Annotated in this window: 20 protein-coding genes and 1 pseudogene; 10 read left to right on the top strand and 11 right to left on the bottom strand. The window is 70.0% G+C overall.

Annotation, left to right across the window (positions count from 1 at the left end):
- Positions 1-123: 123 nt before the first annotated feature.
- Positions 124-1,068 carry a ribosome-inactivating family protein gene (locus ACIQVL_RS39725; RefSeq protein ID WP_403477834.1) on the bottom strand — a complete coding sequence of 315 codons (945 nt, stop codon included), beginning with the start codon at positions 1,066-1,068 and terminating at the stop codon, positions 124-126.
- Between the two features lie 201 nt (positions 1,069-1,269).
- On the opposite strand from ACIQVL_RS39725, the gene ACIQVL_RS39730 reads away from it, so the two are divergent.
- Together ACIQVL_RS39730 and ACIQVL_RS39735 are read left to right on the top strand one after the other, a co-directional pair.
- Complete coding sequence (locus ACIQVL_RS39730; RefSeq protein ID WP_403477835.1) at positions 1,270-5,001, top strand: hypothetical protein; 3,732 nt, start codon at positions 1,270-1,272, stop codon at positions 4,999-5,001.
- Positions 5,002-5,130: 129 nt separating this feature from the next.
- Positions 5,131-5,784 (top strand): hypothetical protein, encoded by a 654-nt coding sequence (locus ACIQVL_RS39735; RefSeq protein ID WP_403477836.1) that lies wholly within the window; start codon positions 5,131-5,133, stop codon positions 5,782-5,784.
- A 742-nt stretch (positions 5,785-6,526) separates the two neighbouring features.
- Here ACIQVL_RS39735 and ACIQVL_RS39740 read toward each other — a convergent pair.
- Together ACIQVL_RS39740 and ACIQVL_RS39745 are read right to left on the bottom strand one after the other, a co-directional pair.
- Complete coding sequence (locus tag ACIQVL_RS39740; RefSeq protein WP_403477837.1) at positions 6,527-7,465, bottom strand: VOC family protein; 939 nt, start codon at positions 7,463-7,465, stop codon at positions 6,527-6,529.
- A gap of 88 nt (positions 7,466-7,553) precedes the next feature.
- The gene (locus ACIQVL_RS39745; protein WP_403477838.1) at positions 7,554-8,543 is read right to left on the bottom strand and encodes a fumarylacetoacetate hydrolase family protein; all 990 of its coding nucleotides are present in this window, start codon (positions 8,541-8,543) and stop codon (positions 7,554-7,556) included.
- Between the two features lie 291 nt (positions 8,544-8,834).
- On the opposite strand from ACIQVL_RS39745, the gene ACIQVL_RS39750 reads away from it, so the two are divergent.
- Positions 8,835-9,803 (top strand): LysR family transcriptional regulator, encoded by a 969-nt coding sequence (locus ACIQVL_RS39750; protein ID WP_403477839.1) that lies wholly within the window; start codon positions 8,835-8,837, stop codon positions 9,801-9,803.
- Between the two features lie 421 nt (positions 9,804-10,224).
- Here ACIQVL_RS39750 and ACIQVL_RS39755 read toward each other — a convergent pair whose 3' ends face one another.
- Positions 10,225-10,668, bottom strand: a complete 444-nt coding sequence (locus ACIQVL_RS39755) for a MarR family winged helix-turn-helix transcriptional regulator (protein ID WP_403477840.1) — start codon at positions 10,666-10,668, stop codon at positions 10,225-10,227.
- Positions 10,669-10,764: 96 nt separating this feature from the next.
- Here ACIQVL_RS39755 and ACIQVL_RS39760 point away from each other — a divergent pair, with 96 nt between their 5' ends.
- From ACIQVL_RS39760 to ACIQVL_RS39785, 6 genes are all read left to right on the top strand, one after another.
- Positions 10,765-11,649 carry an MBL fold metallo-hydrolase gene (locus tag ACIQVL_RS39760; protein ID WP_403477841.1) on the top strand — a complete coding sequence of 295 codons (885 nt, stop codon included), beginning with the start codon at positions 10,765-10,767 and terminating at the stop codon, positions 11,647-11,649.
- 90 nt (positions 11,650-11,739) lie between these two features.
- A complete protein-coding gene (locus tag ACIQVL_RS39765; RefSeq protein WP_403477842.1) occupies positions 11,740-12,522 on the top strand; it encodes an SDR family NAD(P)-dependent oxidoreductase in 783 nt (260 codons plus the stop codon).
- 293 nt (positions 12,523-12,815) lie between these two features.
- Positions 12,816-14,258 (top strand): amidohydrolase family protein, encoded by a 1,443-nt coding sequence (locus ACIQVL_RS39770; RefSeq protein WP_403477843.1) that lies wholly within the window; start codon positions 12,816-12,818, stop codon positions 14,256-14,258.
- Between the two features lie 435 nt (positions 14,259-14,693).
- Positions 14,694-15,695 (top strand): alpha/beta hydrolase, encoded by a 1,002-nt coding sequence (locus ACIQVL_RS39775; protein ID WP_403477844.1) that lies wholly within the window; start codon positions 14,694-14,696, stop codon positions 15,693-15,695.
- Positions 15,696-16,509: 814 nt separating this feature from the next.
- Positions 16,510-17,514: an alpha/beta hydrolase gene (locus tag ACIQVL_RS39780; RefSeq protein WP_403477845.1), complete on the top strand. Its 1,005-nt coding sequence runs from the start codon at positions 16,510-16,512 to the stop codon at positions 17,512-17,514.
- Positions 17,515-17,572: 58 nt separating this feature from the next.
- Entirely contained in the window at positions 17,573-18,592 is a 1,020-nt protein-coding gene (locus ACIQVL_RS39785) for a helix-turn-helix domain-containing protein (protein WP_403477846.1), read from the top strand.
- A 110-nt stretch (positions 18,593-18,702) separates the two neighbouring features.
- Here the strand turns inward: ACIQVL_RS39785 and ACIQVL_RS39790 are convergent, their stop codons facing one another.
- The 7 genes and pseudogenes from ACIQVL_RS39790 to ACIQVL_RS39820 all read right to left on the bottom strand — a co-directional run bounded on the left by ACIQVL_RS39790 (position 18,703) and on the right by ACIQVL_RS39820 (position 24,512).
- Positions 18,703-19,497: a maleylpyruvate isomerase family mycothiol-dependent enzyme gene (locus tag ACIQVL_RS39790; protein ID WP_403477847.1), complete on the bottom strand. Its 795-nt coding sequence runs from the start codon at positions 19,495-19,497 to the stop codon at positions 18,703-18,705.
- A gap of 63 nt (positions 19,498-19,560) precedes the next feature.
- Positions 19,561-19,905 (bottom strand): DUF6444 domain-containing protein, encoded by a 345-nt coding sequence (locus ACIQVL_RS39795; protein ID WP_403477848.1) that lies wholly within the window; start codon positions 19,903-19,905, stop codon positions 19,561-19,563.
- 151 nt (positions 19,906-20,056) lie between these two features.
- Positions 20,057-20,839: an SDR family oxidoreductase gene (locus ACIQVL_RS39800; protein WP_403477849.1), complete on the bottom strand. Its 783-nt coding sequence runs from the start codon at positions 20,837-20,839 to the stop codon at positions 20,057-20,059.
- A gap of 139 nt (positions 20,840-20,978) precedes the next feature.
- Positions 20,979-21,101, bottom strand: a pseudogene (locus tag ACIQVL_RS39805) (SDR family oxidoreductase); the annotation flags it as partial.
- A 180-nt stretch (positions 21,102-21,281) separates the two neighbouring features.
- Entirely contained in the window at positions 21,282-22,886 is a 1,605-nt protein-coding gene (locus tag ACIQVL_RS39810; RefSeq protein WP_403477850.1) for an amidohydrolase family protein, read from the bottom strand.
- Positions 22,887-22,966: 80 nt separating this feature from the next.
- On the bottom strand, positions 22,967-23,545 hold the full coding sequence (locus ACIQVL_RS39815) for an NADPH-dependent FMN reductase (protein WP_403477851.1): 579 nt from the start codon (positions 23,543-23,545) through the stop codon (positions 22,967-22,969).
- 82 nt (positions 23,546-23,627) lie between these two features.
- A complete protein-coding gene (locus ACIQVL_RS39820; RefSeq protein WP_403477852.1) occupies positions 23,628-24,512 on the bottom strand; it encodes a pirin family protein in 885 nt (294 codons plus the stop codon).
- Positions 24,513-24,601: 89 nt separating this feature from the next.
- Between ACIQVL_RS39820 and ACIQVL_RS39825 the strand changes: the two genes are divergently transcribed.
- Complete coding sequence (locus ACIQVL_RS39825) at positions 24,602-25,108, top strand: MarR family winged helix-turn-helix transcriptional regulator (RefSeq protein WP_403477853.1); 507 nt, start codon at positions 24,602-24,604, stop codon at positions 25,106-25,108.
- Positions 25,109-25,325: the final 217 nt, after the last annotated feature.

Here is a 25,325-nt window from a genome sequence, read left to right on the forward strand (position 1 = left end):
ATCGTCCCGCGCGTGGGCCGTTCGCGGAACTGATCAGCGCGCGTCGGGAAGGGCCCCGGCGGGACAGGACATGGGGGTGGGTGCCCCGCCGGGGGCGGTCTGCGCCGGATCAGGCCGGGACGGTCAGAGCTCGTCCTTCGGGTTGGGGTTCTTCCCGTCGTTGAGGGCCACGGCCAGCAGGTCGGCCGCCACGCTGACGTCGGAGATGCTGACGCCGGCGACACTCGTGCTGGCGCGGGGGTCGGTCTTGTTGGTGCGGCCGACGAAGACGTGGCTGATCCCGGACCAGTTGCGCATCAGGCCGACCTGCTGCTGGCTGATGTGCACGTCGGCGCCCGTGTCCATGCCGCTCGCGACCCGCCCGGCGATCGGGCGGAACCGCGCCGCCTCGGAGATGCCGATGATGAGCCGCAGCATGGCGCGCGCCTGCTGGGTGCGGTCGGTGCCGCGGATGGTGAGGTTGATCAGGCTCTGCTCGAAGCCGAACTCGTTGATGTTGACGTCTGTCAGCGCCTGGTTCGCGACGCGGGTGAGGGCGTCGTAGCCCTCCTTGCCGAAGAACCAGTTGTCGTCGCTGGTGGCAGCGTTGGGGATCTCGGGGGCCAGGTTCAGGACGAAGTTGCTCGGCGACTCGACGCTGTAGAACCGCACGACGTAGAAGTCGCTCAGCCTGATGATCACGTGCAGCGCGCGGGTCTGCCCACTGGTGATCACGACATCGGCGAAGCTGCTCGTCTTGGTGTTGTCGGTGATGAAGACGTTCACATGCTGGCCCCTGCTGGTGGTGACGTCGGGCACCATGCGCGCGTTGGCCGCGCTGCGGGCCAGCGACCGCAGATCGTCGAGCATCCTCAGGTAGGCCGAGGAGCCTCCTTCGATGTTCCAGTGGATCTGCGGGAAGTCGACGTGCTTGTCGGCGACGGTCTCGGCGTTGATCTTCATGTGGCGGGTCGCCGTGGGGGCGGACGCGGCGGTGATCCCGTTCCCCAGCCCGGACACCGCGACTCCGAGGAGTGCGGACGTGGCGGCTGCGGTGAGGCCGATACGGCGCAGGGGGCTGCTGGGCATGGTGTGCTCCGGTTGGTCGGTGGAGGTGATGCGTCACCATCGACGCTCGCCACCGGAGCGTTGATTGGCAGGCCCCTTCGCCATTGCAATCAATTCCGGAAGGCCGGGTCATCCGCAGTTTGTCCGTACATCGTGTCATCGTCACTTCCGGCCCGTACGAAAGCCCTACGAAAGCCGCCAGTCGTACGGAGGTGGGCGCACGTGGCCCGACCCGAAATACCCGTGGACCCCGAAGCCGGCCCCGTGCAGAGCCTCGCGTACCACCTCCGTGAGCTGCGCCGATCCGCCGGCAGCCCCTCGTACCGCACGATGGCGAAGACGGCCGGATACTCCGCGACAACGCTGTCCCAGGCCGCGGCGGGCGAACGCCTGCCCTCCCTGGACGTGGTGCGCGGGTATGTGAAGGCCTGCGGCGGCGACCCCGACGAGTGGGAGCCCCGCTGGAAGGAAGCGGAGGCGGAGCTTGCGCAGGCCCCGGCGGAGGAGGAGACCGAGGGCCCGGCGCCGTACCGCGGCCTCGCCCGGTTCGAGCCCGGCGACCGTGTCCTCTTCTTCGGGCGGGACCGCGTGGTCGACGAGGTCAACACCCTGGTGTGCGAGAACCGGTTCGCCGTCCTGTTCGGCCCCTCCGGCAGCGGCAAGTCGTCCCTGCTGCGGGCGGGACTGATCCCGCGGCTGCGGGACGAGATCGTCCGGCACGGCACCCCGGCCGTCCTGCGCATCCTCACCCCCGGCCCGACACCCGCCACGAACTTCGGGCATCTGCTGACCCCCGCCCCGGGCGAGCCGGAGAGCTGGGTCGTCGTGGACCAGTTCGAGGAGATCTTCACCCTCTGCCGGGACCCACGGGAGCGCTCACTCTTCGTCGACCTGCTGCTCGCCGCCCGCGACCCGGACACCCGGCTGCGCGTCCTGGTCGCGGTACGCGCCGACTTCTACGCCCGCTGCGCCGAGCACCGCGACCTCGCCGACGCCCTGCGCGGCGGCGGGCTGCTGCTCGGCCCGATGACCGCGGAGGAACTTCGGGAGGCGGTCGTCGGACCGGCCCAGGAGGCGGGTCTGATCGTCGAGCGGACGCTGACAGCCCGCCTGGTGGAGGAGGTCCTCGACGAGCCCGGCGGCCTGCCGATGCTCTCGCACGTCCTGCTGGAGACCTGGCGCCGCCGCAAGGGCCGCATGCTGACCCTGGCCGCGTACGAGGCGGCGGGCGGGGTGCGCGGCGCGATCGCCGCGACCGCCGAGGAGGTCTACGGCGGCCTGACGCCCACCCAGGCCCGTGCCGCACGGCATCTGCTGCTGCGCATGGTCGAGCCGGGCCAGGGCACCCCCGACACCCGGCGCCCCCTCGGCCGCGCCGAGCTGGCGGAGTGGGCCGACCCGGACGTGCCGGTCGTGGTGGAGCGGCTCACCGGCGCCCGGCTGCTGACCGCCGACGAGGAGGGGGTGCAGCTCGCCCACGAGACCCTGATCGGCTCCTGGCCCCGGCTGCACGACTGGATCGAGGAGGACCGCGAGCGGCTGCGCCACCACCGGATGCTCGCCGACGCGGCCCGCGCCTGGCTGGAGCACGACCGCGACCCCGGCACCCTGTACCGGGGCACCCGGCTGGCCCGCGCCGAGGAACTGTTCCCCGGCCACCTCGCCGACCCCGCCCTCACCGCGACGGAACGTACCTTCCTCACCGCCGCCCTGGACGCCCGCGAGGCCGAGCGCCGGGCGGCCGCGCGGATCAGCCGCCGCCACCGCATCCTCACCGTGTCCCTGTCCGCCGTCCTGGCGGTCGCGCTGCTGACCGGTTTCGTGGTCTGGCGCGAGTACGACGCCAACCGGCTGCAGCAGACCCAGAACGCGGCCCGCCGCGTCGCCGACGTCGCCGACGCCCTGCGCACCACCGACCCCCGCACCGCCCTCCTGCTGGGCGCCGCCGCCTGGCGCATCTCCGAACTCCCCGAGACCCGCCGCGCCCTGCTCGGCTCCCTCGACCAGGTGGAGACCGACACCTTCACCGATCCCACCCCCGGCGACCGCCCCAGCCGCGCCCTCGCCGACGGCGGTCGCACCCTGCTCAGCGCCGACGGCCGCGCCTGGCGCACCTGGGACGTGGTCACGCACCGCGCCCTGGGCTCCGGCCGGGTGCCGTCGGGCACGGTGACCGACATCGGCCCGGGCGGGCGCGTGCTCGGCGTCACACTGGAGGACAACACGGTACGGCTGTGGGACACGGCCACCGGGCGCTGGACCGGCGGCCCGGACCCGCGGTCCTACGCCGGCGACCTCCGTTTCACCGCCGACGGCCGCTCCTTCCTGTCCGTCGAGGGAGACCAGGTGGGGCTGCGCTCGGTCGCGGACGGCCGCGTGCTGTTCGGTACCCGGTCGCCGCAGACCGCGCCCACCGCACTGAGCGCCGACGGCCGGCTCGCGGCCCTGTGCCCCTCCGGGGGGACCCCACAGGTCTGGGACACCGTCACGGGCCGTGCCCTGCCCGGCGCCTGGCAACGGGACCGCCTCTGCGACGAGGACACCGCGTTCCTCGCGCTCGCCGGCGACCGCCTGGCCGCGGCCACCGGTACCGGCTTCCGTGTCTGGGACACCGGCACGGGCCGACAGGTCGCCGACGTGTACGACACCGGGGTGCAGTACGCCTCCTTCAGCCCCGACGGCGGCTTCCTGGCCACGGCCGACCGCGGGGAGGTCCGCGTCTGGCGGCTCACCGACACCGGGGCCCCCGTCTTCCGGCACTCCTTCAACAACCAGCATCTCTACGGCGGCCTGTTCTGGGACGCCGGCGGCCGCACCCTGCGCTACCTGGAGGGCGGCACCGTCCACACCCTCGACCTCGGCCCGGCCGTCACCCCCGCCTGGCGTCCGACCGCGCTGGACGGCGTACGCCTGAGCCCCGACGGCACCACCTACGCCACGGCCGAGCGCACCGGCGGCCAGTACACCTTCCGCCTGAACTCCACCGCCGACGGCCGCGTCCTGCGCACCCTCCCGGCGGTCCCGGTTCCCGTCTCGGCCGATCCGCGCCTGCCCGTCGTGCCACAGGACACCCTTCCCCTGCTGGCGTTCAGTACCGACGGCACCCGGTTCGCGTACGGCATCTCGGCGCCCGGCCGGGAGGCGGTGGCGCAGCCGGTCACCGTCTGGGACGTGGCGCGCGGACGGGTGCTGACCTCGGTGGACCTGCCCGGGGCCGCAGCGCTGGAGATCGCCCTCGGACCGGCCGGGCGCACCCTGTACGTGGCCCGCGCCACGTCCGTCGGCGCCGTGACCGACGAGGTGTGGAGCGTCGCCCGGGGGCGCCGCACCTCGGTCCTGACCGGTGTGAGCGCGAGCCACCTCGGCGTGCGCCCCGACAACGGTCTGCTGGTCGGCGACGGCAGGGCGATGAGCCTGCCGTCGGGCCGGACCGGGGCACCCGACCTCGTCCAGGGCGAGGAGATCGGCGCGCTCGCGTTCTCCGCCGACGGCTCGCTGCTGGCGGCCGGTGACCAGACGGGCCGGGTCGCCCTGTGGGACGGGGAGCTGCGGCATCGCGAGGGCATCCTGCGCAACGTCTTCACCGTCCCGCTCGGCACGACCCCCGAGGGGGTGAGCGCCCTCGCCCTCAGCCCCGACGGCCGCACCCTCGCCGTCGCCGGCGACGCGGGCAGCCTCCAACTGTGGGACGTCCTCACCCAACAGCCCCTTGGCAGTCCCCTCACCACCCCCGGGGAGGAGATCGACTCGATCGCCTTCAGCGCCGACGGCACGACGGTGTACGCGAGCAGCGCGCACGTGCCGTTCCAGCGGTACGCGGTCGATCCGGCGCGGGCGGTCGCGCGGGTGTGCGCGCGGGCGGGGGGTATCGGCCTGACGGCTGCGCAGTGGCGGACGTATGTACCAGAGGTGCCGTACCGGCGGGTGTGTGACGGGTCCGCGGCTGGTCGGTGAACAGCGGTGTTTCCCCAGGTCAAGCTATTGATTGACGTGGGGAGACGAGTGTCCGATCAACTCCCGGACGACAACGCTCCTGTCCGACGCCGGGTATCTCGACGCCGGCGCACGACCAGGAGAACGTCCATGAAGCTCTTCAAGCGGACCCTGCGCCGCACCGCTCTGATGGCGCCCGCTCTCGCCCTGCTGACGATCCCCTTCTCCACGGGAACGGCCAGCGCGGCCACGCCCGGCTGGGGCAGCGACAAGCCCGACGTGATCGGTGACTGCAACGCCGGCAAGCCCGACCTGTGCCAATACCACGAGGTCAGCTCCTGGAACGCACCCGGCTACTGGCACGCGGCGAGCAACGTGTTCAACAACTGTGAGGGCACCGACCCCGCCACGTACGCTCGCTCCGCCGCATACGAGACCAACACCTCCTATACCTACGGCACCAAGGAGACCTTCGAAGTCAGCTCGGGCTTCTCCGACAAGATCCAGCTGGGCATGAAGGCCAGCGTGGAGACCAACCAGTCCTGGACCGTCGGCGACAAGCACACGGTCACCGAGACACAGACCAACACCGTCCGGGCCGGCTACAAGGGCCAGTACTGGTTCCAGCCGCTCTGGCACCACTCCCAGGGCTGGCTGGAGGTCCACTACGGCAAGCGGGTCGACGGCCACTACTACTGGTACTACCCGGGCCAGGGCTCCACCGGCTTCCAGATCACCACGCCGGTCACCTGGCCCGACGGCACGCTCCAGGGCGAGATGAAGTGGACGACGTGGAAGTGCTGACCCAGGCAGAGGCCTGACCCACGGCGCGGGTCGTGCCCCGGTTCACCGGCCCGCGCCGTGGACTTCCTGTATCTGACCGACCCGATCGGCCTGACCGCCCCGACCGCGCGTGCCGGGCCCGCACCAGAGCGAGAACCAGGGCCGCCACCGCGACGACGGCCACGCCGAACCCTCGTGCGCAGTGCTCGGAGACGTGTCGGAGCACGCGTGCGGCCAGCGGGATCGTTCCGCAGCTGACCGATGCCGAGCTGGTCACGCATCGTGATGATGCAGGCCGTGCTGGGCTTCACCGCCGAGGCGAAGTGGCTTGGCCACGCCCGCTTGCACCTGCGGCGAGAGATCCGGCTGCCGGCCCCCGACACCTCCGTACGGAGGGACGGCGTGTGGATCGTGTGTTCCACGCAGACCTGGGCGGATGGGCCGAGTACAGCACCGTGCCAGCCACAGCGGCTTCCTTTCGGGCCTGCGCCTACACGTGGTGACCGGGGCCAAGGTCGACGAACGCGAGACCCTGGTGGACCGGGGCTGATCGCGGCGCGACCCGCAAGGGCGAGCCGCAACGACCCGACGCCCCGCTGTTCAAGGCGTTGATGCAGGTGATCGAGTCGGTCGACGAGTCCTTCAAGGGCCGGCTCAACCTCGCTCCGGCACACGCGCGTCAACGCTCAAGAATTACGGCTGCCTGTGCGCTCGGGGCGGGATGTCGAACCGGCTCCGTGGAGAAGGACGTCGGCTGTCCCGATCACAGAGGGGGTGCGACGAACAGGCCGCGGTCGACGTCGTTGAAGGTCTCCTTGAGAATCTGTTCGTCGGCCGGGTTGGCGGTGCCCCACTGGTCCTGCTCCTCCGCCACGGTGGCGTCATGCACGCTCGGATGCCAGGTGTCCTCGTCGATGATCTGCAGTTCGGTGCTGTACTCGACGGTGTTCCCGCTCGGGTCGAGGAAGTAGCTGAACGTGTTGTCGCCGGCCCCGTGCCGTCCAGGTCCCCAGAGCAGTCGCGTGCCCGCCCGCAGCAGCCGGCCGGTGCCGCGCATGTATTCGTCCAGGCCGCGCATCTCGAAGGAGATGTGGTGCAGGGAGACGTGCGGGCCTTTGGCGATGGCGATGCTGTGGTGCTGCGGGCTGCAGCGCAGGAACGTCATCATGTCGCCGTTTCTGGGGTGGCTCAGCGTGTCGCTGTGCGCGAAGCCGAGATGCCGCTCGTACCAGGCTTGGGTGCGCGCGATGTCGGGGGAGTTGACGACGACGTGCGAGAGCCGCACCGGGATGGACTCGCGTGCCTCGATGCGTCGGTGCCGACGAGTGGCGACATCGGCGGAGACCTCCACGGTGCGGCCGTCGACGTCGAAGAACCGGAAGCCGTAGCCGCCGCCGGCCGTCCGCAAGGTGCCCGGTTCACTGATGAGCCGGACTCCCGCGGTGCCGAGTCCGGCGGCCAGCGCGTTCACGTCGGCCGCGGTGGCGGCTCCGTAGGCGATGAGGTCCAGGCGCTTCTGACGGTCCCGGCGCAGCCGCACGATGTACTGTTCCGGGGACCCCTCGGCCGCCAGGAACACGACGCCGGTGTCCTCGGCGACCGGCGTCAGGCCCCACAGATTCGTGAAGAACTCACGTTGCTTGTCGAAGTCGGGCACCGCGATGTCCACGTGACGCAGGTGGGTGATGAGCCGGTCGGCCATGGCTGAGCTCCGTCTCTGGCAGGAAGGTCTCGGGGTCGGTGGGGATCGACGCCGTTTTGTGCGGCGTGGTGGCCGGCGGCGGTGTGGCTCACTTCTCGGATACGCAGGCGTTCGACTGGGCGCCCAGCCCCGTGATCGTCGCGTCCATACGGTCGCCCGGGCGCAGGAGCCGTCCGTGGAAGATGCCGTTGCCCGCCGGGCTGCCGGTGAGTACGAGGTCGCCGGGCAGGAGAGTGGCGACCTTCGAGCAGTGCGCGACGACCCGGGCGACGTCGAAGATCATGTCCTTGGTCGTCTCGTCCTGCATGACCTCGTCGTTGAGCCGCAGTGTGAGGCGCATGCCGGACGCGTCGGGGACGGCCGACCGCGGGACGAGCACCGGCCCGCACGGCAGGAACGTCGGGGAGTTCTTGGCCGCGAGCCAGTCGGAGCCCATCTCGGGGTAGTCCGTGCTGAGGAAGCGTTCCCGCAGGGTGAGGTCGTTGACGATCACCCAGCCGGCGACGGCGTCCAGTGCCTCATCCGGACTCAGGCGGCGCGCCCGCCGGCCGATGACCGCGGCCAACTCCAGCTCGAAGTCGGGCTTCTGACCATCGAACGGCAGCACTACGTCGTCGTAGGCGCCACACACCGCGCTCGGCAGACCGGTGAACACGTACGGGTCACGTTGCAGCCGGTTCTCGATCTGGGCCGCGGCCTCGGTCCGGACCTGCTCCTCCGCACGGCCGTCGGTGCCGTCGTGATAGGCCACGGTCATGTCGATCACATGCGTGCGGTAGTTGGCTCCGCACTGGAACACCTGCGGCGGGTCGACCGGAGCGTGTATCCGGAACTCCGCGAGCGGCCGCCACGGCGCTGTCGCGTCAGCGGCGAGCGCGGCCAGCACCTCTTCGGTCGCGTACCAGTGTGCCAGCAGGTCGAGAGTACTGCGCGGAGAACCCACCTCCGGGCGGTCGGAGAGGTCGAGTGCCCGGTCGTGGGCGACCAGCGCGGGCACGATCCGCCCACCGTCGGTGGACAGTTGGGTCAGTGCCCACGAGCCCGCGTGGTCGATCGAGGAAACAACGGGACGCGTCACAACGGTTCCCTCCTTGGGAGTTGCGCAGCCGATGCGTGCCTTCGTGACAAGCATCGGCCGGTGGATGTTTCGGAGGCCAACACCGTCTCGGTATGCACCGGCATCACGCCTGCTTATGGCGGACCCTGCTCGCTTCCGGTCGCCAGAGACTCCGCACCCACTGCACAGCCGTGAGGCGTGGAATGATGCGCCACGGCGGTCATCACCGATGTGGACAGACGTTCCATCGGTCGCTGGGCGGGTCGTGGCTCCGCCCGGGGTTCCCATCAGTCCTGGAGGAGAGAGAGCTCGATGGAGCTGCTCAGCCTGGATCTCAACCTCGTCGTCGTGCTGCACGCGATCCTCGAGGAACGCAGCGTGACGCGAGCGGGGAAGCGAGTGGGACTGACCCAGCCCGGCGCGAGCGCGGCGCTGGCCCGGCTGCGCCGGCACTTCGACGACCAACTCCTCGTCCGGGAGGGCGGTCGCTACGAACTGACCCCACTGGCCGAGGGCCTGCGGGAGGAACTCGGTGAAGTCATCGAACACCTGCGGCTACTGCTGGCCGCGCGACCTGGTTTCGACCCCTCCCTGTCCGAGCGGGCGTTCGTCCTGCAGTGTTCCGACGCGACGCTAGAGATCCTCGGCCCGGCGCTGGTTCACGCGGTGGCCGCCCAGGCTCCCCGAGTCCGTCTGGACTTCCGGCCCATCAACGAGGCCGTCATCGGCGACACCATGGGGACGCTGCGAGCGGTTGACCTGCTGATCGTGCCGCGAGGGCTGGTTTCTCTCCCGGATGTGCCGAGCGCGGACGTGTACACCGATCGTTGGGTGTGTCTCACCTGGCGCGGAAACGAGACGGTTGGTGACCGGCTGACGGAGGCCGAGGCCAGGAGCGCTCGGTGGATCATGCCGTACCGCTCCGCCACCGGGCAGAGCTTGCCGGCCGATGCCGGACTGGCCCCGCTCGGCATCGACCGGCAGTGGGCCGTGCGCGTCGAGAACTTCACGGCTCCGAGCAAGCTTCTGCCCGGCACCAACCTGCTGGCGCTGGTGCACGAACGTACGCATCGGCAGTACCCGGTCCCCGATCTGCGCGAACTGGAACTGCCCGTGCCGCTGCCCGCGTTCACCGAGGCCGCATGGTGGCACCCGAGCAAGGCACGCGACCCCGGTCATCGATGGCTGCTCGACGTGCTTCTGGCTCAGGCCGCCACCCTTGGCCTTTCCGCGGGGAACTCAACGGGATGGCGGGACCGAGCCCGCCGGCAGGAGCGGTAGCGCGACCGAATGCGGGTGCGAGGCCTTGCGATGGAGCCGGTGCTCGGTGGAGCGGGGCGGATGCCTGCGGCCCGGCGGGGCCCTCTGAACCGAGGTCGCCGGACGGATACCGACGGGCCGGGGACGTCAAGAGGTCCACTCGGGCTTCCTCCGCTGGGAGGCTGGGACGCGAAGTTCTGCGCGCGACGGAACTGTGTCCAGGCAACGCGGGGTAACGGGGCCGTCTTCTCGGGCAGGAGGAGACCGTGGTCGGCGGCGTGCCCGGTATGTGTGGGGACCTGCATGAATACCGTCACTCGGGCCTCACCTACCGCGGTGAGGCCCGAGCCTTTTCATAGCCAGGGCGAAGCCGCGGCACCAGGAGACGAAAGAGAGCACAACGCTTTCCGCCCGACGGCGGAGGCGATCGCCGAGGTCGTCTTCAGGCCTGGGGGGTTTGAGCAGCGGATATGGCTCGCTGCACCAGGTCCTGCAGAGTGTCCTGCTCCTGCTCCGTCAGTCCTGTCACAAGAGGTTCCTCGAACAGTAGCTTCAGCAGTCTCTTCTGCTCCTCGATGCCTTCGGGGGTGAGGCTGAGCTGCTTGGCCCGGCGGTCGGTGGGGTGGGGGCGCCGCTCGACCAGCTGCTGACTCTCCAGCTTGTCGATCACGACGATGGCGTTCGAGGGTTCGCAGCCCATCTGTGCGGCCAGCTCGCTCAGGGTCATGGGGGCCGTGAGCTCACGCAGGGCCGAGGCCTGCGCGATGGTGAGACCGATCTTGGCCACGCGCTCGCGTAGCCGTGCGTTGTTCTGCATGTCCAGCTCGTGCACCAGCTTGCCCAGCTCCCACCACCGCGCTGCCGCCTGCGAATCCGATGTCGTCATGGGACAAGACTAGCAAGCCTCTTCAACTCATGATAGGTATGAGCCATATCCTTTCAAGTCATAAGCGGTGACCTGCTGTGTACGGAGGCATGACCCATGGCGGACACGACGTCAACCCTGAGCGAGCGGTACCGTCGCCCCTCGGGCATCCGGACCTTCAACCTCGGCGATACGAAGCTGACCTACGTTCCCGACGGCGGGGGCGTGGTCAATGCCCGGCTCTGGCTGCCCGGGTCCACCGACGAGGACTGGGCGCGGTACCCGGAACACCTCGACGAGTCCGGGCACCTGGCCAGCGGCTTCGGCGGCCTGCTCGTGGAGCGCGACGACCGTGCCCTGCTCATCGACGCCGGAATGGGCCCGCTGGAGGCGGCGCCGTCGAACCCGTTCGGCACCGTCGTCAGCAGCGGCGCGCTGTTCGGCAGCCTGGCCGCGCTCGGCCGCAGCCCTGCGGACATCGAGGCGGTCGCCCTCACTCACCTGCACCACGACCACGTCGGGTGGGCCTGGCATCCCGCCCCCGGCAGCGACCGGCCCGCGTTCACCGGAGCCGACTACCTGGTCACCGAACCCGAGTGGGCCCAGCGTCACCACGCCGCAGAGCGCGGCATGGGCGACATCATCAAGGCCCTGGAGCCGCAGGTACGCACCGTGGTCGACGGCGAGGAGATCTTCCCCGGCGTCCGCGTCATGCTCACCCCTGGCCACACCGAGGGGCACGCCGCCTATGTCATAAGCGCCGGAGGGCAGCGGGTGATCGCCTTCGGCGACGCCTTCCACGCCCCCGTCCAGATCGCCGAGCCTCAGTGGGAGGTCGTTGCCGACCACGCCCCCGAACAGTCCGTCAGCCTCCGGCAGAGCCTTGTCGACGAACTCGCCGAACCCGACACCATCGGCTTCGGGATCCACTTCGCCGACGTGCCCTTCGGCCGAGTCCGCATCGAGGGGGGCCGACCGGCCTGGCACCCGGTCGACGCCTGAGAACGCCCGGCCTCGCCGGGGCTCCGATCTGGCCCGGCGTGCCATCGGCATTTCGCCATTTCGTACCCATAGCCAAGGAGTTGGAGTGCCATGAACCTCAACCTCACCGACAAGACGGCCGTCGTCACCGGCGCCGGCCGGGGCATCGGCCTGGCCACCGTCCGGACCCTGATCGGCGAAGGTGTCCGTGTCGTGGGCGCGGACCGCAGCATCTCGCCCGAGCTGAAGGAGACGGGCGCACACCCCGTGTCGGCCGACCTGAGCACCGCGGAAGGGGTCTCCACCGTCATCGAGACCGCCGTGGCGGAGCTGGGCGGCATAGACCTGCTGGTGAACAACGTCGGAGGCACCAACGGCACCGCGAACTACGCCTTCCTCGACAACGACGACGCCACGTGGAGCGGTGTTTTCGACATCAATGTGCTGAGCACCGTCCGGGCCGTTCGCGCGGCCCTGCCCAGCCTGATCGAGCGCCGCGGAGCGATCGTCAACGTCGCCTCCACCGTCGCGCAGATCCCTTCGAGCGGACCGGGGCCCTACAGCGCGTCCAAGGCGGCAGTCACGGCGCTCGGCAAGGCCCTGTCCGAGGAGTTCGGCCCCCAGGGCGTCCGCGTGAACACCGTGTCCCCCGGCCTGGTCCACACCGCCGCCTACGAGGACCCCGAGGGCCCGGCCGTCGCGATGGCCGCCGCGCTCGGCCTGACCCCCGCCGAGTTCGTCCAGAAGCTGGTGGACGACCTGCACGTCACGAGCGGCCGTATGAGCCGGCCCGAGGAGATCGCGACCCTCATCGCGTTCCTCCTGTCCGACGTGGCCGGCAACATCACCGGCGCCAACTACGTCATCGACGGCGGCACGATCAAGACCGTCTGAACCGGAAGCGTGCCGGCGGAAGGGCCACTCGCTCAGGTCCCGACCGGCCCCGCGGCGGTGCGGCAGCCATCGGGCGCCTTGATCGAGGATCGGCCCGCCTTCAGCCCGGCGACCGCCAGGCATCCCACATCGACGGCTGTGCGGAGAGCTGGGACACCTGGAGCACGGCTCCCGCGGACCTGAGCGATCCGACGGTCACGACGGCCGCCTGATCTCCGCCACCGAACGCGGTTCAGACATCTGAGCCGACCCTGATCACACAAGACAGACGACCAGACAGCAAGGAAACTTCGATGGAGAACACAGCGAGCGGGACCGAGTCCGGGTCCGGAGCGGGGACCGCAGGAGACGACGCCTTCGCGTCCGGCCGACCCGTCCTCTTCCGTGGCGCCACGGTGGTCACGATGGATCCCGGAACCGGCGTGCTGCCCGACACCGACGTCCTGGTGCGGGGCACCACCATCGAGTCGGTGGGCAAGGCGCTGGAGGCGCCCGCCGACGCCACCGTCATCGAGGCCGCCGGAGCGCTGCTCCTGCCCGGCTTCGTGGACACCCACCGGCACATGTGGCAGGCCCCCCTGCGCGGCATCGGCGTGGACTGGACCATGGCCCAGTACATCGAGTGGCTCATGATCAAGTGGGGCCCCCTGTTCCGGCCGGAGGACATCTACGCGGCCAACTACATGACCATGGTCGAGGCCGTCAACGACGGCATCACCACCGTCACGGACTGGTCCCACGGATCGCGCACCCCCGAGCACGCCGACGCGGCCGTGGACGCGCTGTTCGAGGCGCCCGGACGCGCCCGGTTCGCCTACGGCAACGTCTTCGCCCCCGATCTGGGCTGGGTGGTCGACGGCCGTGTCGACCAGCTTCTCAAGGCGCGGTTCAGCGGCCTGCCGGACCAGCTCGTCACCCTGCAGCTGGCGGTGGACATCATCTACGGTCCCACCGACGACGCCCGCGAGGCCCTGAAGTTCGCCCGCGCCCGCGACCTGCCGGTCAGCACCCATGCCGGCAGCTTCGGGCTCCTCGGTGACGAACAGATCAAGTTCCTCCAGGAGACCGGTTCGCTGTCACCGTCGTACACCCTCGTCCACGCCTCCTCCCTGAGCGACGACGCCTTCCGAATCATCGCCGACACCGGAGCCCAGCTGTCGATCTCGGCGGAGAGCGAGCTCAACGGCGGGATGGGCTACGCGGCCACCACGCAGGCACGCCGCTTCGGTGTTCCGGTCTCGCTGTCGTTGGACACCGAGGTGTGGGGCAGCGGCGACATGTTCTCCGGCATGCGCGCCACCGTCAACGCCGACCGGGCACTGGCCCACCTGCGCTCCCAGCAGGGCGGCGAGGCGCTGGCCATCAACCCGCTGCGTGCCCAGGACGTGCTGGAGTACGCCACCCTCGGCGGTGCGCGGGCCCTCGGCCTGGACGGCATCATCGGTTCGATCACCCCGGGCAAGCGGGCGGACCTCGTGATGCTGCGCACCGACGCCCCGGCCAAGATCCCCGTCAACAATCCGGCCGGCCACATCGTCTTCCACGCCGGCCGCGGCGACGTGGACACCGTGCTGGTCGACGGACGCGTCCTCAAGCACCGCGGCACCCTCATCGGCGTGGACCAGTTCCGCGCCCGCCGCCTCGTCGACGAGTCCCTGCAGTACCTGCGTTCCCAGATCCCGGACGAGGAGTGGGAGCAGGCGCTGAACCCGTCGGCGGGCACCACCGCCTCCTAGCCGGAACGGTCGGCGGCGGGCACCACGGCGGTCGCGTCCGTCCTGCGCGGGCGCGCCGTGGTGGCCGCTGCCACTCGTCGGCACACAGCGCCGGCTCCCGCGCGTCGGTGGTGGGAGCGCGGGGACGTGCCGGTCGACGAAGACGAGCCTGATGGCCTGGGTCCGCCATTCGTACGGGACCGCGCGGTGACGAAGTTCTCCACGGCACCCCACCGCCATATGTGCCCGTCGCTCATCCGAAGGCGGCCGATGCGGCGGTGCGGCACGCGTCCACCCGCGTGCCGCGCCCCCGGGCGCATTCCCCGAAACGCACCACCAGCCAGCGGTAACACCGTCGATGCGGCCGCCGGCCGTCACACGGTCCTCGGACAACCCCGTGCCGAAGCCCGGGCATTGAGGGACCGAACATCAGGCCCACCCATAAGGAGACGCACGATGAGCACAGTGCAAGGCTCGATCTTTCCCGACAACCCGGTCTTGCCGCCCTTCGACCCGGAACTGGCACCCGTGGCCGCCGTCCTGCGCGATTTCATTCCGCAGGTGACAGCCGACACGCTCGCCGCTTCTCGGGACGTCGTCGACAACGGCATCCCCGGTGCGGAGCCGGCTGACCTCACGGTGGACGGGACGGTGAAGGTCACGGAGGTGCAGGCGGCCGGGCCCGAAGGCGCTCCGGACATCACCCTGTTGATCCTCAGCCCCGTCGCCGGCGCCACCGATCTGCCGGGCATCTACTACATCCACGGCGGTGGCATGGTCAGCGGCAACCGCAGGATCGGCGTCGAAGCCTTCCTGCCGTACGTGGTCGAAGGCAAGGCTGTGGTGGTCTCGGTGGAGTACCGCCTGGCACCGGAGAATCCCGACCCCGCGCCGGTCGAGGACTGTTACGCGGGCCTGGTGTGGACCGCGCGGCACGCCGACGAACTCGGCATCGACGCCGACCGGCTCATGATCGCCGGAACCAGCGCGGGCGGCGGTCTGGCCGCGGGCGCGACGCTCCTCGCCCGCGACCGTGGCTTCCCCAGCCTGACCCATCAGATTCTGATCGGCCCGATGCTCGACGACCGGCTCGACAACCAGAGCAGCGGGATGGTCGTCGGCGGGCCCATCTGGGACCGCGACGACAACCTCTTCGGCTGGACCTCGCTGCTGGGTGAACGACGGGGTGGCCCGGACGTCTCCCAGTACGCCGCTCCGGCGCGTGCCACTGACCTTTCCGGCCTCCCGCGCACCTACATCGACTGCGGGTCGTCGGAGGTCTTCCGCGACGAGGCCCTGAAATTCGCCCTGCGTCTGTCGGAAGCCGGAGTCAGCGTGGACCTCCACATGTGGGGAGGCGCCTTCCACGCATTCGACGTGCTGGCTCCCCAGGCGGCGATCGCCCGCGCCTGCAACGCCGCGCGCGACGAGTTCGTGCACCGCGCGATCGAGAAGTGACGGTCGCCTGCAGCCACTGGGAGGGCACGGGGGAGTAGGGGCAGGAGTGAGCGACCACGCGTGAGTTGATCACCCGGGTGGAGGTCGTCGACGACGACACCGCCGGCGCACTCCGCGCGATCGCTCACTTCGCCCATCTGGTCGATGGGGGAGGGGCCAAGGCCGCCGCGGTCCGCACTGCCGGGTTGCCCGGGCCGGTTCCCCGACGCTCTCCACGTCCGCCGTTCCACCTTCGTGGACGTTCCGGCAGGCGGAGACGAAGCCGATGGTCCTGTCCCGCCACTCGGCGTGCAGCACCACGGGTTGGACCCTGCCCGGCACGACCTCTCGGGGCTGCGAGTCCCCGGGATCGGCGCACACCTGAACGCGCTGTTGCCCGACATCACCGCTGCCGCACCGGGTGGGGCCACGAGTCCGGTGCCCGGTGTGTCAGCACCGACGTGGTCGGTGAGCGGGCAGCCCTGTCCCTACGCGCAGGAGCGGCTGTTGCGTCCTGACCCCGCCGTAGCCCTCGATGCTCCGGACCATCCGGGGCGGCGACCGGCGGTACGAGGACACCAACCGGTCACTCCTTCCCGGCTGGTACTTGGTCGGCGACGTCATGAACGTCTCCGGCCACCGCCTGTCGGCAACGGAGATCGAGTCGGTGCCCGTCGCCCATCCGAAGGTGGCTGAGGCCGCAACTCTGGTCGCCTTCCCGAAACGCCCCACCATATGGCGGGAACATCGGCGATGTTCCCGCCACCCGTACATGGTCCGGGGACAACCCCACGCCGAAGACTGAACCCCAGGACCAAACATCAGGAGATGCACGATGAGCAGCACAGCGCCCAGCTCGATCTTTCCCGACACCCCGATCCGGCCGCCCTTCGACCCGGAACTGGCACCCGTGGCCGCCGCCCTGCGCGAGATGATCCTGCCGATGACAACCGACACGCTCGCCGCCACTCGGGAGGCCATCGAAAGCGGCGTGCCCGGCGTGGAGCCGACGGACCTCACGGTGGGCGGGGCGGTGAAGGTCACGGAGGTGCAGGCCGCCGGGCCCGAGGGCGCTCCGGACGTCACCCTGTTGATCCTCAGCCCCGCCGCCGGCGCCACCGGCCTGCCGGGCATCTACTACATCCACGGCGGTGGCATGGTCACCGGCAACCGCAGGTTCGCCATCGAGACCTACCTGCCGTACGTGGCCGAAGGCAAGGCTGTGGTGGTCTCCGTGGAGTACCGCCTGGCACCGGAAAACCCCGACCCCGCACCGGTGGAGGACTGTTACGCGGGTCTGGCGTGGACCGCGCGGCACGCCGGCGAGTTCGGCATCGACGCCGACCGGCTCATCATCGCCGGACCCAGCGCGGGCGGTGGCCTGGCCGCGGGCACAGCGCTCCTCGCCCGCGACCGTGGCTTCCCGAGCCTGAGCCACCAGGTGCTGAGCGCCCCGATGCTCGACGACCGGCTCGACAACCACAGCAGCCGGATGCTGGACGGCGAGGCCGTCTGGGACCGCAACGACAACCTCTTCGGCTGGACGGCCCTGCTGGGCGAACGACGGGGTGGCTCGGACGTCTCTTCGTACGCCGCTCCGGCGCGTGCCACCGACCTTTCCGGCCTTCCGCGCACCTACCTCGACTGCGGATCGGCCGAGGGCTTCCGCGACGAGGTGCTGACGTACGCCCGGCGTCTGTCGGAGGCCGGAGTCAGCGTGGACCTCCACATGTGGGGAGGCGCCTTCCATACCTTCGACGTGCTGGCTCCCCACGCGGCGATCGCCCGCGCCAGCAACGCCGCGCGCGACGAGTTCATCCGCCGCGCGATCGAGAAGTGACCATCACTGGCAGCCGCCGGACGAACACGAGAGAGTTAAGGCAAGGAGGTGAGCGGCCATGCGTGAGTTGATCGCCCGGGTGGAGGTCGTCGACGACGACACCGCGAGCGCGCTCCGTGTGATCGCTCACTTCGACCATCTGGTCGACGGGGGAGTGTCCAGAGCCGCCACGGTCCGAGCCGCCGCGGCGCTGGCGGGCTGCCCGGCCGGGTTCCTCGATGTGAAGACCGGCAAGGTCTGCCGGTACTCCGCCGACGGCAGGGCGCTCGACGAGGACAGCCACCACGAGTGGCCCCGGACCCCCCTCGCCGGGGGGCACTCGGGTTCAGGGGTGTGGCTCGAACGCCCCGGGGCCGCCCGGCCACTGGACTCGCTGATCCTGGAACGATGGGCGCTCAGCCTCGCGGCCCTCTCCGGTCACGACCGGCTCGGGTCGACGGCGGAACAGGTCCTGGTCGCCTGCAGCCCGGACGCCTCCGAGGCCGATCGGCGCGATGCGACACGTCGACTCGGACTGACCGGCACGGTCACCGTGATCGCGGGTCCTTCCCACCGACTCCCCAGTCCCTGGCGAACCAGACTGCGCGAGCACCACATCACCCTGGTACCAGGAGCCGACGTCCGGCTGGAAGGACTTCGTGCGGGCACATCGAGCACGAAGGACCCCATGAGTCTGCCCCTCGCGGCTGAACAGGCGATCGTGGCTCTCCGGACGACCGATCGCCTCAACGGCCCCGGGCCCTCGGTCGTCTCCTATCCGGACCTCGGCGCCGCGGCGGCGATCGCGGAACGCTTCACCGCCGCCGACGCCGCGACCGTCGCCGATGTGGTCCGGCTCGAGGAACTCCGCTCGACGCACGACTGGGTCGTCGACACCCTCCAGGCCGTCCTCGACCAGCCCAGTCTGCGGCAGGCGGCAACCACTCTCCACGTCCACCACTCGACTCTCAGGGAACGACTGGTGTGGCTCACGCACCACCTCGGCTACGGACCCACCCACCCCGGCGGCCGCCAGCGCGCGGCTCTCACCGTCCTGCTGTGGCGCCTGGCCGACCACCCGGCCGCCGGTGACGGCTGACCCCCGTTGCGGTTCTCTGCGGGACCATGTCCCGCAGCACTTCCGGGTCTTGAGCAGTGCGCCTGTCGCCGCCTCAGCCACCTATCGCAGCCCCTGCCGGGGGATTCGGGTCAGAACCCAGGGAAGACGCGCCGTAGGTCGTCCAGTGTCAGCGCGCCCCCGGTGAGGGCCACACCGGCCGGCGTGTACGCGGGCGCGTGGCGGCCCGTCGCGAGGCGCAGCCACCACTCGGCGGGCGTGCTCAGCACCGCGTCGGGTTCGGCCGGCTCCTCGCCGAGCGTGACCACGTCACCAAGGTCGAGCCCGAAGGACATCTCGGGCGCGGTGGTCCGTACGACGAGGCGGACCGGACGGCCCTTCACGGCGTCGGCCCTGCCCATGTGGCCGATGAGCATGGCGACCTGGTCGAGCAGCAGTCCGGTCGCGGCGGGCGCCAGGACGGCCGCGGGATCGAAGGCGACCTCGACGTCCCAGGTGTGGAAGGTGAACTCGCTGAGCCGCATCCGCGCCGCCGTGGCCACATCCACGGGCATCGGCAGGAAGCCCAGGTCGATCCGCAGATCCTCGCGCGTCCGCGCGTCGAGGCTTTCGTAGCGGGTGACCAGAGCCTCGCTGGCAGGCACGAGACTCTCGGCTCGCTCGCCGGGGGACATCGCGTCCCAGCGCGCCCACACCGACTTGTTGAAGTCCATGCCCTTGTTGCCGGTGCCGTCCAGAGCGCCTTCGAGGGCGGCCAGGCTGATCTCCGCACCGCTGCCCAGGTGGCTGAGTACCTGCGACACGTCCCACTCCGCCGCCCCGGACCTCCGGGTGAGGTCGTCGGGGCCCAGGCCGCGCGCCAGCGAGGCGAGGTGGTCGTGCCCGCTGCGCAGGGCGGCGATGATCCGGTCGGCGTGTTCACTCATGAGCGTCTCCAAAACGGTAGGCAGTTTGCAACGGTCGTAGTCGTATTCGTGCTTGAAGTGATCTCACAGAAAGTGGATCAGACACCCGATCTTTAAGGTAGACCACTCACACATGCGCAGGTTCGGCCCGTAGGAAGCCGGGACGTCGGCGAGCCCGGCCGGGGCCGGCACGTTGGTCACCCTCGCCTTCGCCGGGGCGATATCGGTGACCTGGCGGCGCACCGGGCTGTTTCCTGGATTGCGGCCGGTCTTGCGCCGCAACGACCTCCGCGGGGCCACCTGCTCTGCGCCATCCGAGGACGGCGGCTTCGACGAGTTCCGCGAGTTCTGACCCAACCGCCGCGCGGCCAACGTCTCGATCGTCCCCGCCTGGACGGACACCAGCGCGAGCACCTCCTCGCGCGACATCTCCCTGAGACCCGGACCACACCACGATCACCACAAAACCCCTGCCACGTCACGCCTCCCGCCATCCCGGCGCGTCGCGATGTGAACAGTTACGGCGCACCAGCGAACCCGGCCGAGCGGCAGCTCGGCCGGGATCTGGCCTGCTTGCGGTTCAGACCGCCTTGATCGCGCCACCGTTGATGGCGTAGTCGGCGCCGGTGATATTCCCGGCCACATCGGACAGGAGAAACGCGATCAGTGCGGCCACTTCGTCGGGTTCGGTCATGCGGCCGGTCGTGATGTTCTGGATTTGAGGGACCTGTTGGACCAATTCGGCAATACTCATGCCGGCCGCGGCGGCCGCCTTGGCGACCGGGCCGTCGGGGTCCTCGAAGATGGCGGTGCGGACCGCTCCGGGCGAAACGGTGTTCACACGGACGCCTCGGGGACCGAATTCCTCGGCCAGGGACTTGCCCAGCGCCGTGAGCGCCGCCTTGGCCGCGGCGTAGGCGATCGAGCCGCCCGTGGGAAGCCGGGCGGCAATTGACGAGATGTTGACGATCGCTCCCCTGCGCTCGGTCAGGCTGGGCAGGGCCGCACGAGTGGCACGGACAGCACTCAGCACGTTGATGTCGAACATGCCGGTCCACACGGTGTCGTCGATATCGGGGAAAGCTATGGTCGTGTCGTCGGTGCTGCGTCCCACGTTGTTCACCAGCAGGTCGATGCCGCCCAGTTCGGCCAGAGCGCTGTCGATGAAGGCGGAGACACCTTCCGCGGTGCTCAGGTCAGCCGACACCGTATACGCGCCGGTCTCCTGCAACTCCGGCGTGATGGTACGAGCGGCACCCGCGACCCGGACACCTTCCCCGACCAAGGTCCGCACCGTGGCCAGCCCGATACCCTGGCTGGCACCAGTGACGACGGCGGTCTTGCCGGTGAGGTTGAGATCCATGACAGTCCAATCCTTCATCGATAAGCGCACTCTCGTGGCCGACCCAGCAGTCCGGCGGGATCTGGCCTGCTTGCGGTTCAGACCGTCTTGATCGCGCCACCGTCGGCAACGTGGTCGGCGCCGGGTGATATTCCCTGCATCCGGGGGAAACGGTGTTCACGCGGACGCCTCGGGGACCGAATTCCTCGGTCAGGGACTTGCCCAGCGTCGTGAGCGCCGCCTTGGCCGAGCCGGAGGCGATCGAGCCGCCCGTGGGAATCCGGGATGCCGGTCCGGATCTTGTAGAACATCCCGTTGATGACCTGCCGGTCTTCCACCCGAGGCAGGCCTGTCGCGGGCCGCGGTGTCAGTGGTGCAAGTAACTCCCGCTCGTGGTCGGTGAGTTCGTGACGCCGTAGCACCCCACCCCGATCCACCACTCAATGATCTTTGAAGACGGACCCTAGGGTGTGGTGGTGCCCGCCGGCGGGTTCAGTGCCTGCTCCCAGTCCTGGTCCGGGATCTTGGAGCGCAGGTACTGCAGGGACTCCTCGACGAGACGGCGGGCGCGGGGCAGGTCCACGTCGACGAGGATGCCGCGGTGCTTGAGGACGCGTCCGTCGACCAGCACGGTGTCCACGTCGCCGCGTCCGGCCTGGAAGACGACGTGGGCGACCGGGTTGCTGATGGGGGTCATGGCCGGGGCGTCGGTGCGCAGCATCACGAGGTCTGCCCGTTTGCCCGGGGTGATGGAGCCGATGAGGCGGTCCAGGCCGAGTGCCCGCGCGCCACCCAGGGTGGCGTACTCGAGCGCGTCGTGGGTGCGAAGCGCGTTGTCGGCCACCGCCTTGCCGGCTTCTTGGGAGCGCAGGTGGGCCAGTCCTCGGTCGGCGTTGAGGGTGGCGCGCATGGCGGAGAACATGTCGCCGCTCCACCACACCACGGTGTCCATCGACAGTGAGATCGGGATGCCGTACTGCCGGGCCTTGGCGGTGGCCGGGTAGCCCTGCCCCGCGTTGAGTTCGCTCTCCGCGGAGACGGACATCTGGGCGCCGCTGTCGGCGATGATCCGGTAGGCGTCGTCGCCCAGAGAAGAGGCGTGGACGAGGGTGTACGACGGTGACAGCGAGCCGGTTTCCTTGAGGAGCTTGATCTGGTCGTCTCCGACGATCCCGAAGAGACCGGCGTGGGTGGTGACCGGCAGGTCGCGGTCGCGGGCGAACTTCAGGGCCCGGCGGGCGTCGTCGGTGTCGCCGTTGATGTCCAACGCCAGCTGCATGGTGATGAGTTGGTCGGCCCGGCCGTTGAACCGCTTCTTGAGCATCCGGTCGACGCGGCCGTCGACCACCCAGCCGAAATCGGGGGCGAAGGCGTTGCCGTAAGCGAAGCGCGCGCGTCCGGGAACGGCGAACAGCGCGTCCACGGCGGCGTCGGCGTGGTCGGGGGTGCGTGCGCCGTGGGACCAGTCCGTGACGGTGGTGACCCCGTCGTTGACGGCCTCGACCTTGCTCATGTAGTTGGCCGCGTAGATGTCCTCCGGCCGGAAGAGGTACCCCCACTTCTGGATGATCCACTGGAAGTAGTTGCCCAGGGTCCATTCCGCGCCCACACCGCGCAGTGCGGACTGCCACATGTGCCGGTGGGTGTCGACGAAGCCGGGCAGGAGCAGGGCTCCGGCGGCGTCGATGACGGTGGCGTGCGGCGGCGTCGGCAGCCGCTTGCCCACCGACTCGATGGTGGTGCCCCGCACCAGGACGTCGGTGTCGGGCAGCACGCCGCGGCGCGGATCCATGGTGATCACGGTGGCGCCGCGGAAGAGGACGGGCCGGCCGGCCGTGAAGGAGGTCGGCGCGGTCCCGGAGGCCTTGGCCGCCGCGGCCGCAGGGGATGTCGCGAGGGCACCGGCCCCTATCGCGGCGCCGACGGCGGCGGCTCCTGCGAGTACGTGGCGGCGGCTGGTGGCCCGCACCTCACGACCAGCGGGGCCCGCGGCGGTTGACGGGGCCGGCGCGGTGTCCGCCGGCCCGGCTCCGGGCGCGGGCTCGGTCACATCCGCTGTGTTGTCCATCGAAGTCTCCTCGCTGTCTGGTTCTCGGTCTCTTGCGACAGGGCTGGCGCTGATGCTTGAACCACGCGCGATGGCGATGGTCAGGCGGCCGTCGTGACGGCCGGGTCGCGCAGGCCGGCGAGGGCGGTGCTCCAGGCGACGACCTCGTCGAACAGCCTGTTCAGCTGGGGCGCCTGGTGGTCGCCGGGCGCGAAGACGGAGTAGTTCTCGAAGTCGGTGGCGAGGGTCAGGGAGACCTGCTGGCGGACGTCGGCCAGCTTCAGCTGCCCGGCGATCTGACGCAGGTGTTCCGCGGCGCGGACGCCGCCGGCAGCGCCGTACGAGACGAATCCGACGGCCTTGTCCTGCCACTCGGAGTACAGGTAGTCGAGGGCGTTCTTGAGTACGCCGGGGATGCTGTGGTTGTACTCGGGGGTGACGATGACGTATCCGTCGAAGGACGCGATCTTCCTCGCCCACTTCAGGGTGTGCTCGTTCTGGTACTGGCCCATCGAGGCGGGCAGTGCCTCGTCGAGGTGGGGAAGCGGGTGGTCGCGCAGATCCACCAGTTCGTAGTCGGCGTCGTCGCGCTGGGCGGCGATGCCGCGCACCCAGGCGGCCACCTGTTCGCCGTTGCGGTGGGGACGGGTGGTGCCGAGGATGATGCCGATCCGAGTCATCGAAAACTCCAGTTCATGATGATGGGGCACGCCGAGCGTCGGGTTGCCGGCGAGCTGTTGATCGGGGAGGGGAGGGGCGCGGTCAGCGGTACTGCAGCCGGGCCTGGCGCGGGATCGCGCCGAACTTTCCGGTCTGGAAGTCGAGGAAGGCCTGGTGGATCTCGGCCTGGGAGTTCATGACCATGGGGCCGCCCAGGGCGACGGGCTGCCGGATGGGCGGGCCGCTGAAGGTCATGATCACGCTCGGGGCGTCGCCGTCGGCGGTACGCAGGCCGATGACGGACAGGTCCGTGTCCGGTACGGGATCGGACCACGCGGTCTGCCCCGCGGCCACGGAGCGTCCGGCGATGGTGACGGCGCCGGAGAGCACGGTGAAGAAGGCCCGGTCGCGGCCGGGCAGGACGTGGTCGAGGCTGCGGCCGGGCTCGAGAGTGATCACTGAACCGGAGATCGGCCAGTGGGTGAGCGCCGGGCCGGTGAGACCCCCGGCGGTGCCGGAGACGATGTCGATGCGGGCCCCGTCGCGATCGACGACCGGCCGGTTGGCGGCGAGGAGGTCCTGGTAACGGGTGTCGACCATCTTCTTCTCGGCCGGCAGGTTCACCCACAGTTGCAGTACGTGGGCGCGCTCGTTCCGGAAGGCGAGTTCGCGGTGGATGATCCCGCGGCCGGCGGTCATCCACTGGATGTCTCCGGTGGCCAGCGTGCCGGCGTTGCCGATGCTGTCACCGTGCTCCAGAACCCCGTCCAGTACCAGGGTGACGGTCTCCAGACCCCGGTGCGGGTGCCACTCGAAACCGGGCATCGAGAACAGATCGTCGGCCAGGGCGAGGAACGGGTCGGTCAGCGCCGGTACCTGCGGCGTGAACCACATGCTCTTGTCGTCGACCTGGGCGTCCGGGCCCAGGTGCAGCTTGTTATGAACCCGGGCGACGGTTCGGCGCGCGGTGTGTTCCTGGGTGTGCATGGTGTGCCTCCACACCCCATCGAGTTGATGTGTCACCCCAAACGTAGAGCTCGTGAGGTGATACGTCAACCCGGCGATATGCTGGTGTCGTGACACAGGAGCCGCAGCGACAACAGGGACAGCAGGGACTCAGCGCGCGTGAGGTGCACGCCTGGCAGACGTTCTTCCGGATGCAGGAAGTACTGCGCGGGCGTATCGAGCAGCAGTTGCAGGCATGCAGCGGGCTGTCGACCGCGGACTACACCGTGCTCACCGTGCTCTCCGGTGCCGACGACGGCCGCCTTCGTGCCTACCACCTCGGCGCGATGATGGGCTGGGAGAAGAGCCGCATGCATCACCAGCTCACCCGCATGTCCAAACGTGGCCTTGTCGAACGTCACAGCGGTGAGGGGCGGGCGATCTATGTCACGCTCACGCAGACGGGTCGGGAGGTGCTCGACGAGGCGGCCCCGCGTCACAGCGACCATGTGCGCCGGCTGTTCATCGACGGCCTCAGCCCGCGGCATCTGGATCAGCTGGCTGAGATCTCCGCCGCGCTCCTGGCCAATCTCGAAAAGCCGGAAAACACCGAGGACACCTGCACCGACGAGGAGTGAAAGCCGCCGGGGGCCGGACGCCGCAGGTGTTTCACGGGCAACCGTTCTGTCCGTGGGCGGATGCGGCTCGTCGACGTCCGTCTCGTCGGCAACGGGAACTCCGCACCCTGGCCGCCGGCAACCGTGTGATCGACCACGACCAGTACGAGTACGGGGCACTCTTCACGGGCTGTGTGTTCGGCCTGCGTCTCTCGAGGTCCACAGTCCCGTTCGTCGC

The sequence above is a fragment of the Streptomyces sp. NPDC090499 genome (assembly GCF_044769305.1).
Taxonomy (GTDB): domain Bacteria; phylum Actinomycetota; class Actinomycetes; order Streptomycetales; family Streptomycetaceae; genus Streptomyces.

Coding starts and splice junctions, on each gene's coding strand:
- ACIQVL_RS39725 (WP_403477834.1), bottom strand. CDS start 1,068: ATGCCCAGCAGCCCCCTGCGCCGTATCGGCCTCACCGCAGCCGCCACG.
- ACIQVL_RS39735 (WP_403477836.1), top strand. CDS start 5,131: ATGAAGCTCTTCAAGCGGACCCTGCGCCGCACCGCTCTGATGGCGCCC.
- ACIQVL_RS39740 (WP_403477837.1), bottom strand. CDS start 7,465: ATGGCCGACCGGCTCATCACCCACCTGCGTCACGTGGACATCGCGGTG.
- ACIQVL_RS39750 (WP_403477839.1), top strand. CDS start 8,835: ATGGAGCTGCTCAGCCTGGATCTCAACCTCGTCGTCGTGCTGCACGCG.
- ACIQVL_RS39755 (WP_403477840.1), bottom strand. CDS start 10,668: ATGACGACATCGGATTCGCAGGCGGCAGCGCGGTGGTGGGAGCTGGGC.
- ACIQVL_RS39760 (WP_403477841.1), top strand. CDS start 10,765: ATGGCGGACACGACGTCAACCCTGAGCGAGCGGTACCGTCGCCCCTCG.
- ACIQVL_RS39765 (WP_403477842.1), top strand. CDS start 11,740: ATGAACCTCAACCTCACCGACAAGACGGCCGTCGTCACCGGCGCCGGC.
- ACIQVL_RS39770 (WP_403477843.1), top strand. CDS start 12,816: ATGGAGAACACAGCGAGCGGGACCGAGTCCGGGTCCGGAGCGGGGACC.
- ACIQVL_RS39775 (WP_403477844.1), top strand. CDS start 14,694: ATGAGCACAGTGCAAGGCTCGATCTTTCCCGACAACCCGGTCTTGCCG.
- ACIQVL_RS39780 (WP_403477845.1), top strand. CDS start 16,510: ATGAGCAGCACAGCGCCCAGCTCGATCTTTCCCGACACCCCGATCCGG.
- ACIQVL_RS39785 (WP_403477846.1), top strand. CDS start 17,573: ATGCGTGAGTTGATCGCCCGGGTGGAGGTCGTCGACGACGACACCGCG.
- ACIQVL_RS39790 (WP_403477847.1), bottom strand. CDS start 19,497: ATGAGTGAACACGCCGACCGGATCATCGCCGCCCTGCGCAGCGGGCAC.
- ACIQVL_RS39795 (WP_403477848.1), bottom strand. CDS start 19,905: ATGTCGCGCGAGGAGGTGCTCGCGCTGGTGTCCGTCCAGGCGGGGACG.
- ACIQVL_RS39800 (WP_403477849.1), bottom strand. CDS start 20,839: ATGGATCTCAACCTCACCGGCAAGACCGCCGTCGTCACTGGTGCCAGC.
- ACIQVL_RS39810 (WP_403477850.1), bottom strand. CDS start 22,886: ATGGACAACACAGCGGATGTGACCGAGCCCGCGCCCGGAGCCGGGCCG.
- ACIQVL_RS39815 (WP_403477851.1), bottom strand. CDS start 23,545: ATGACTCGGATCGGCATCATCCTCGGCACCACCCGTCCCCACCGCAAC.
- ACIQVL_RS39820 (WP_403477852.1), bottom strand. CDS start 24,512: ATGCACACCCAGGAACACACCGCGCGCCGAACCGTCGCCCGGGTTCAT.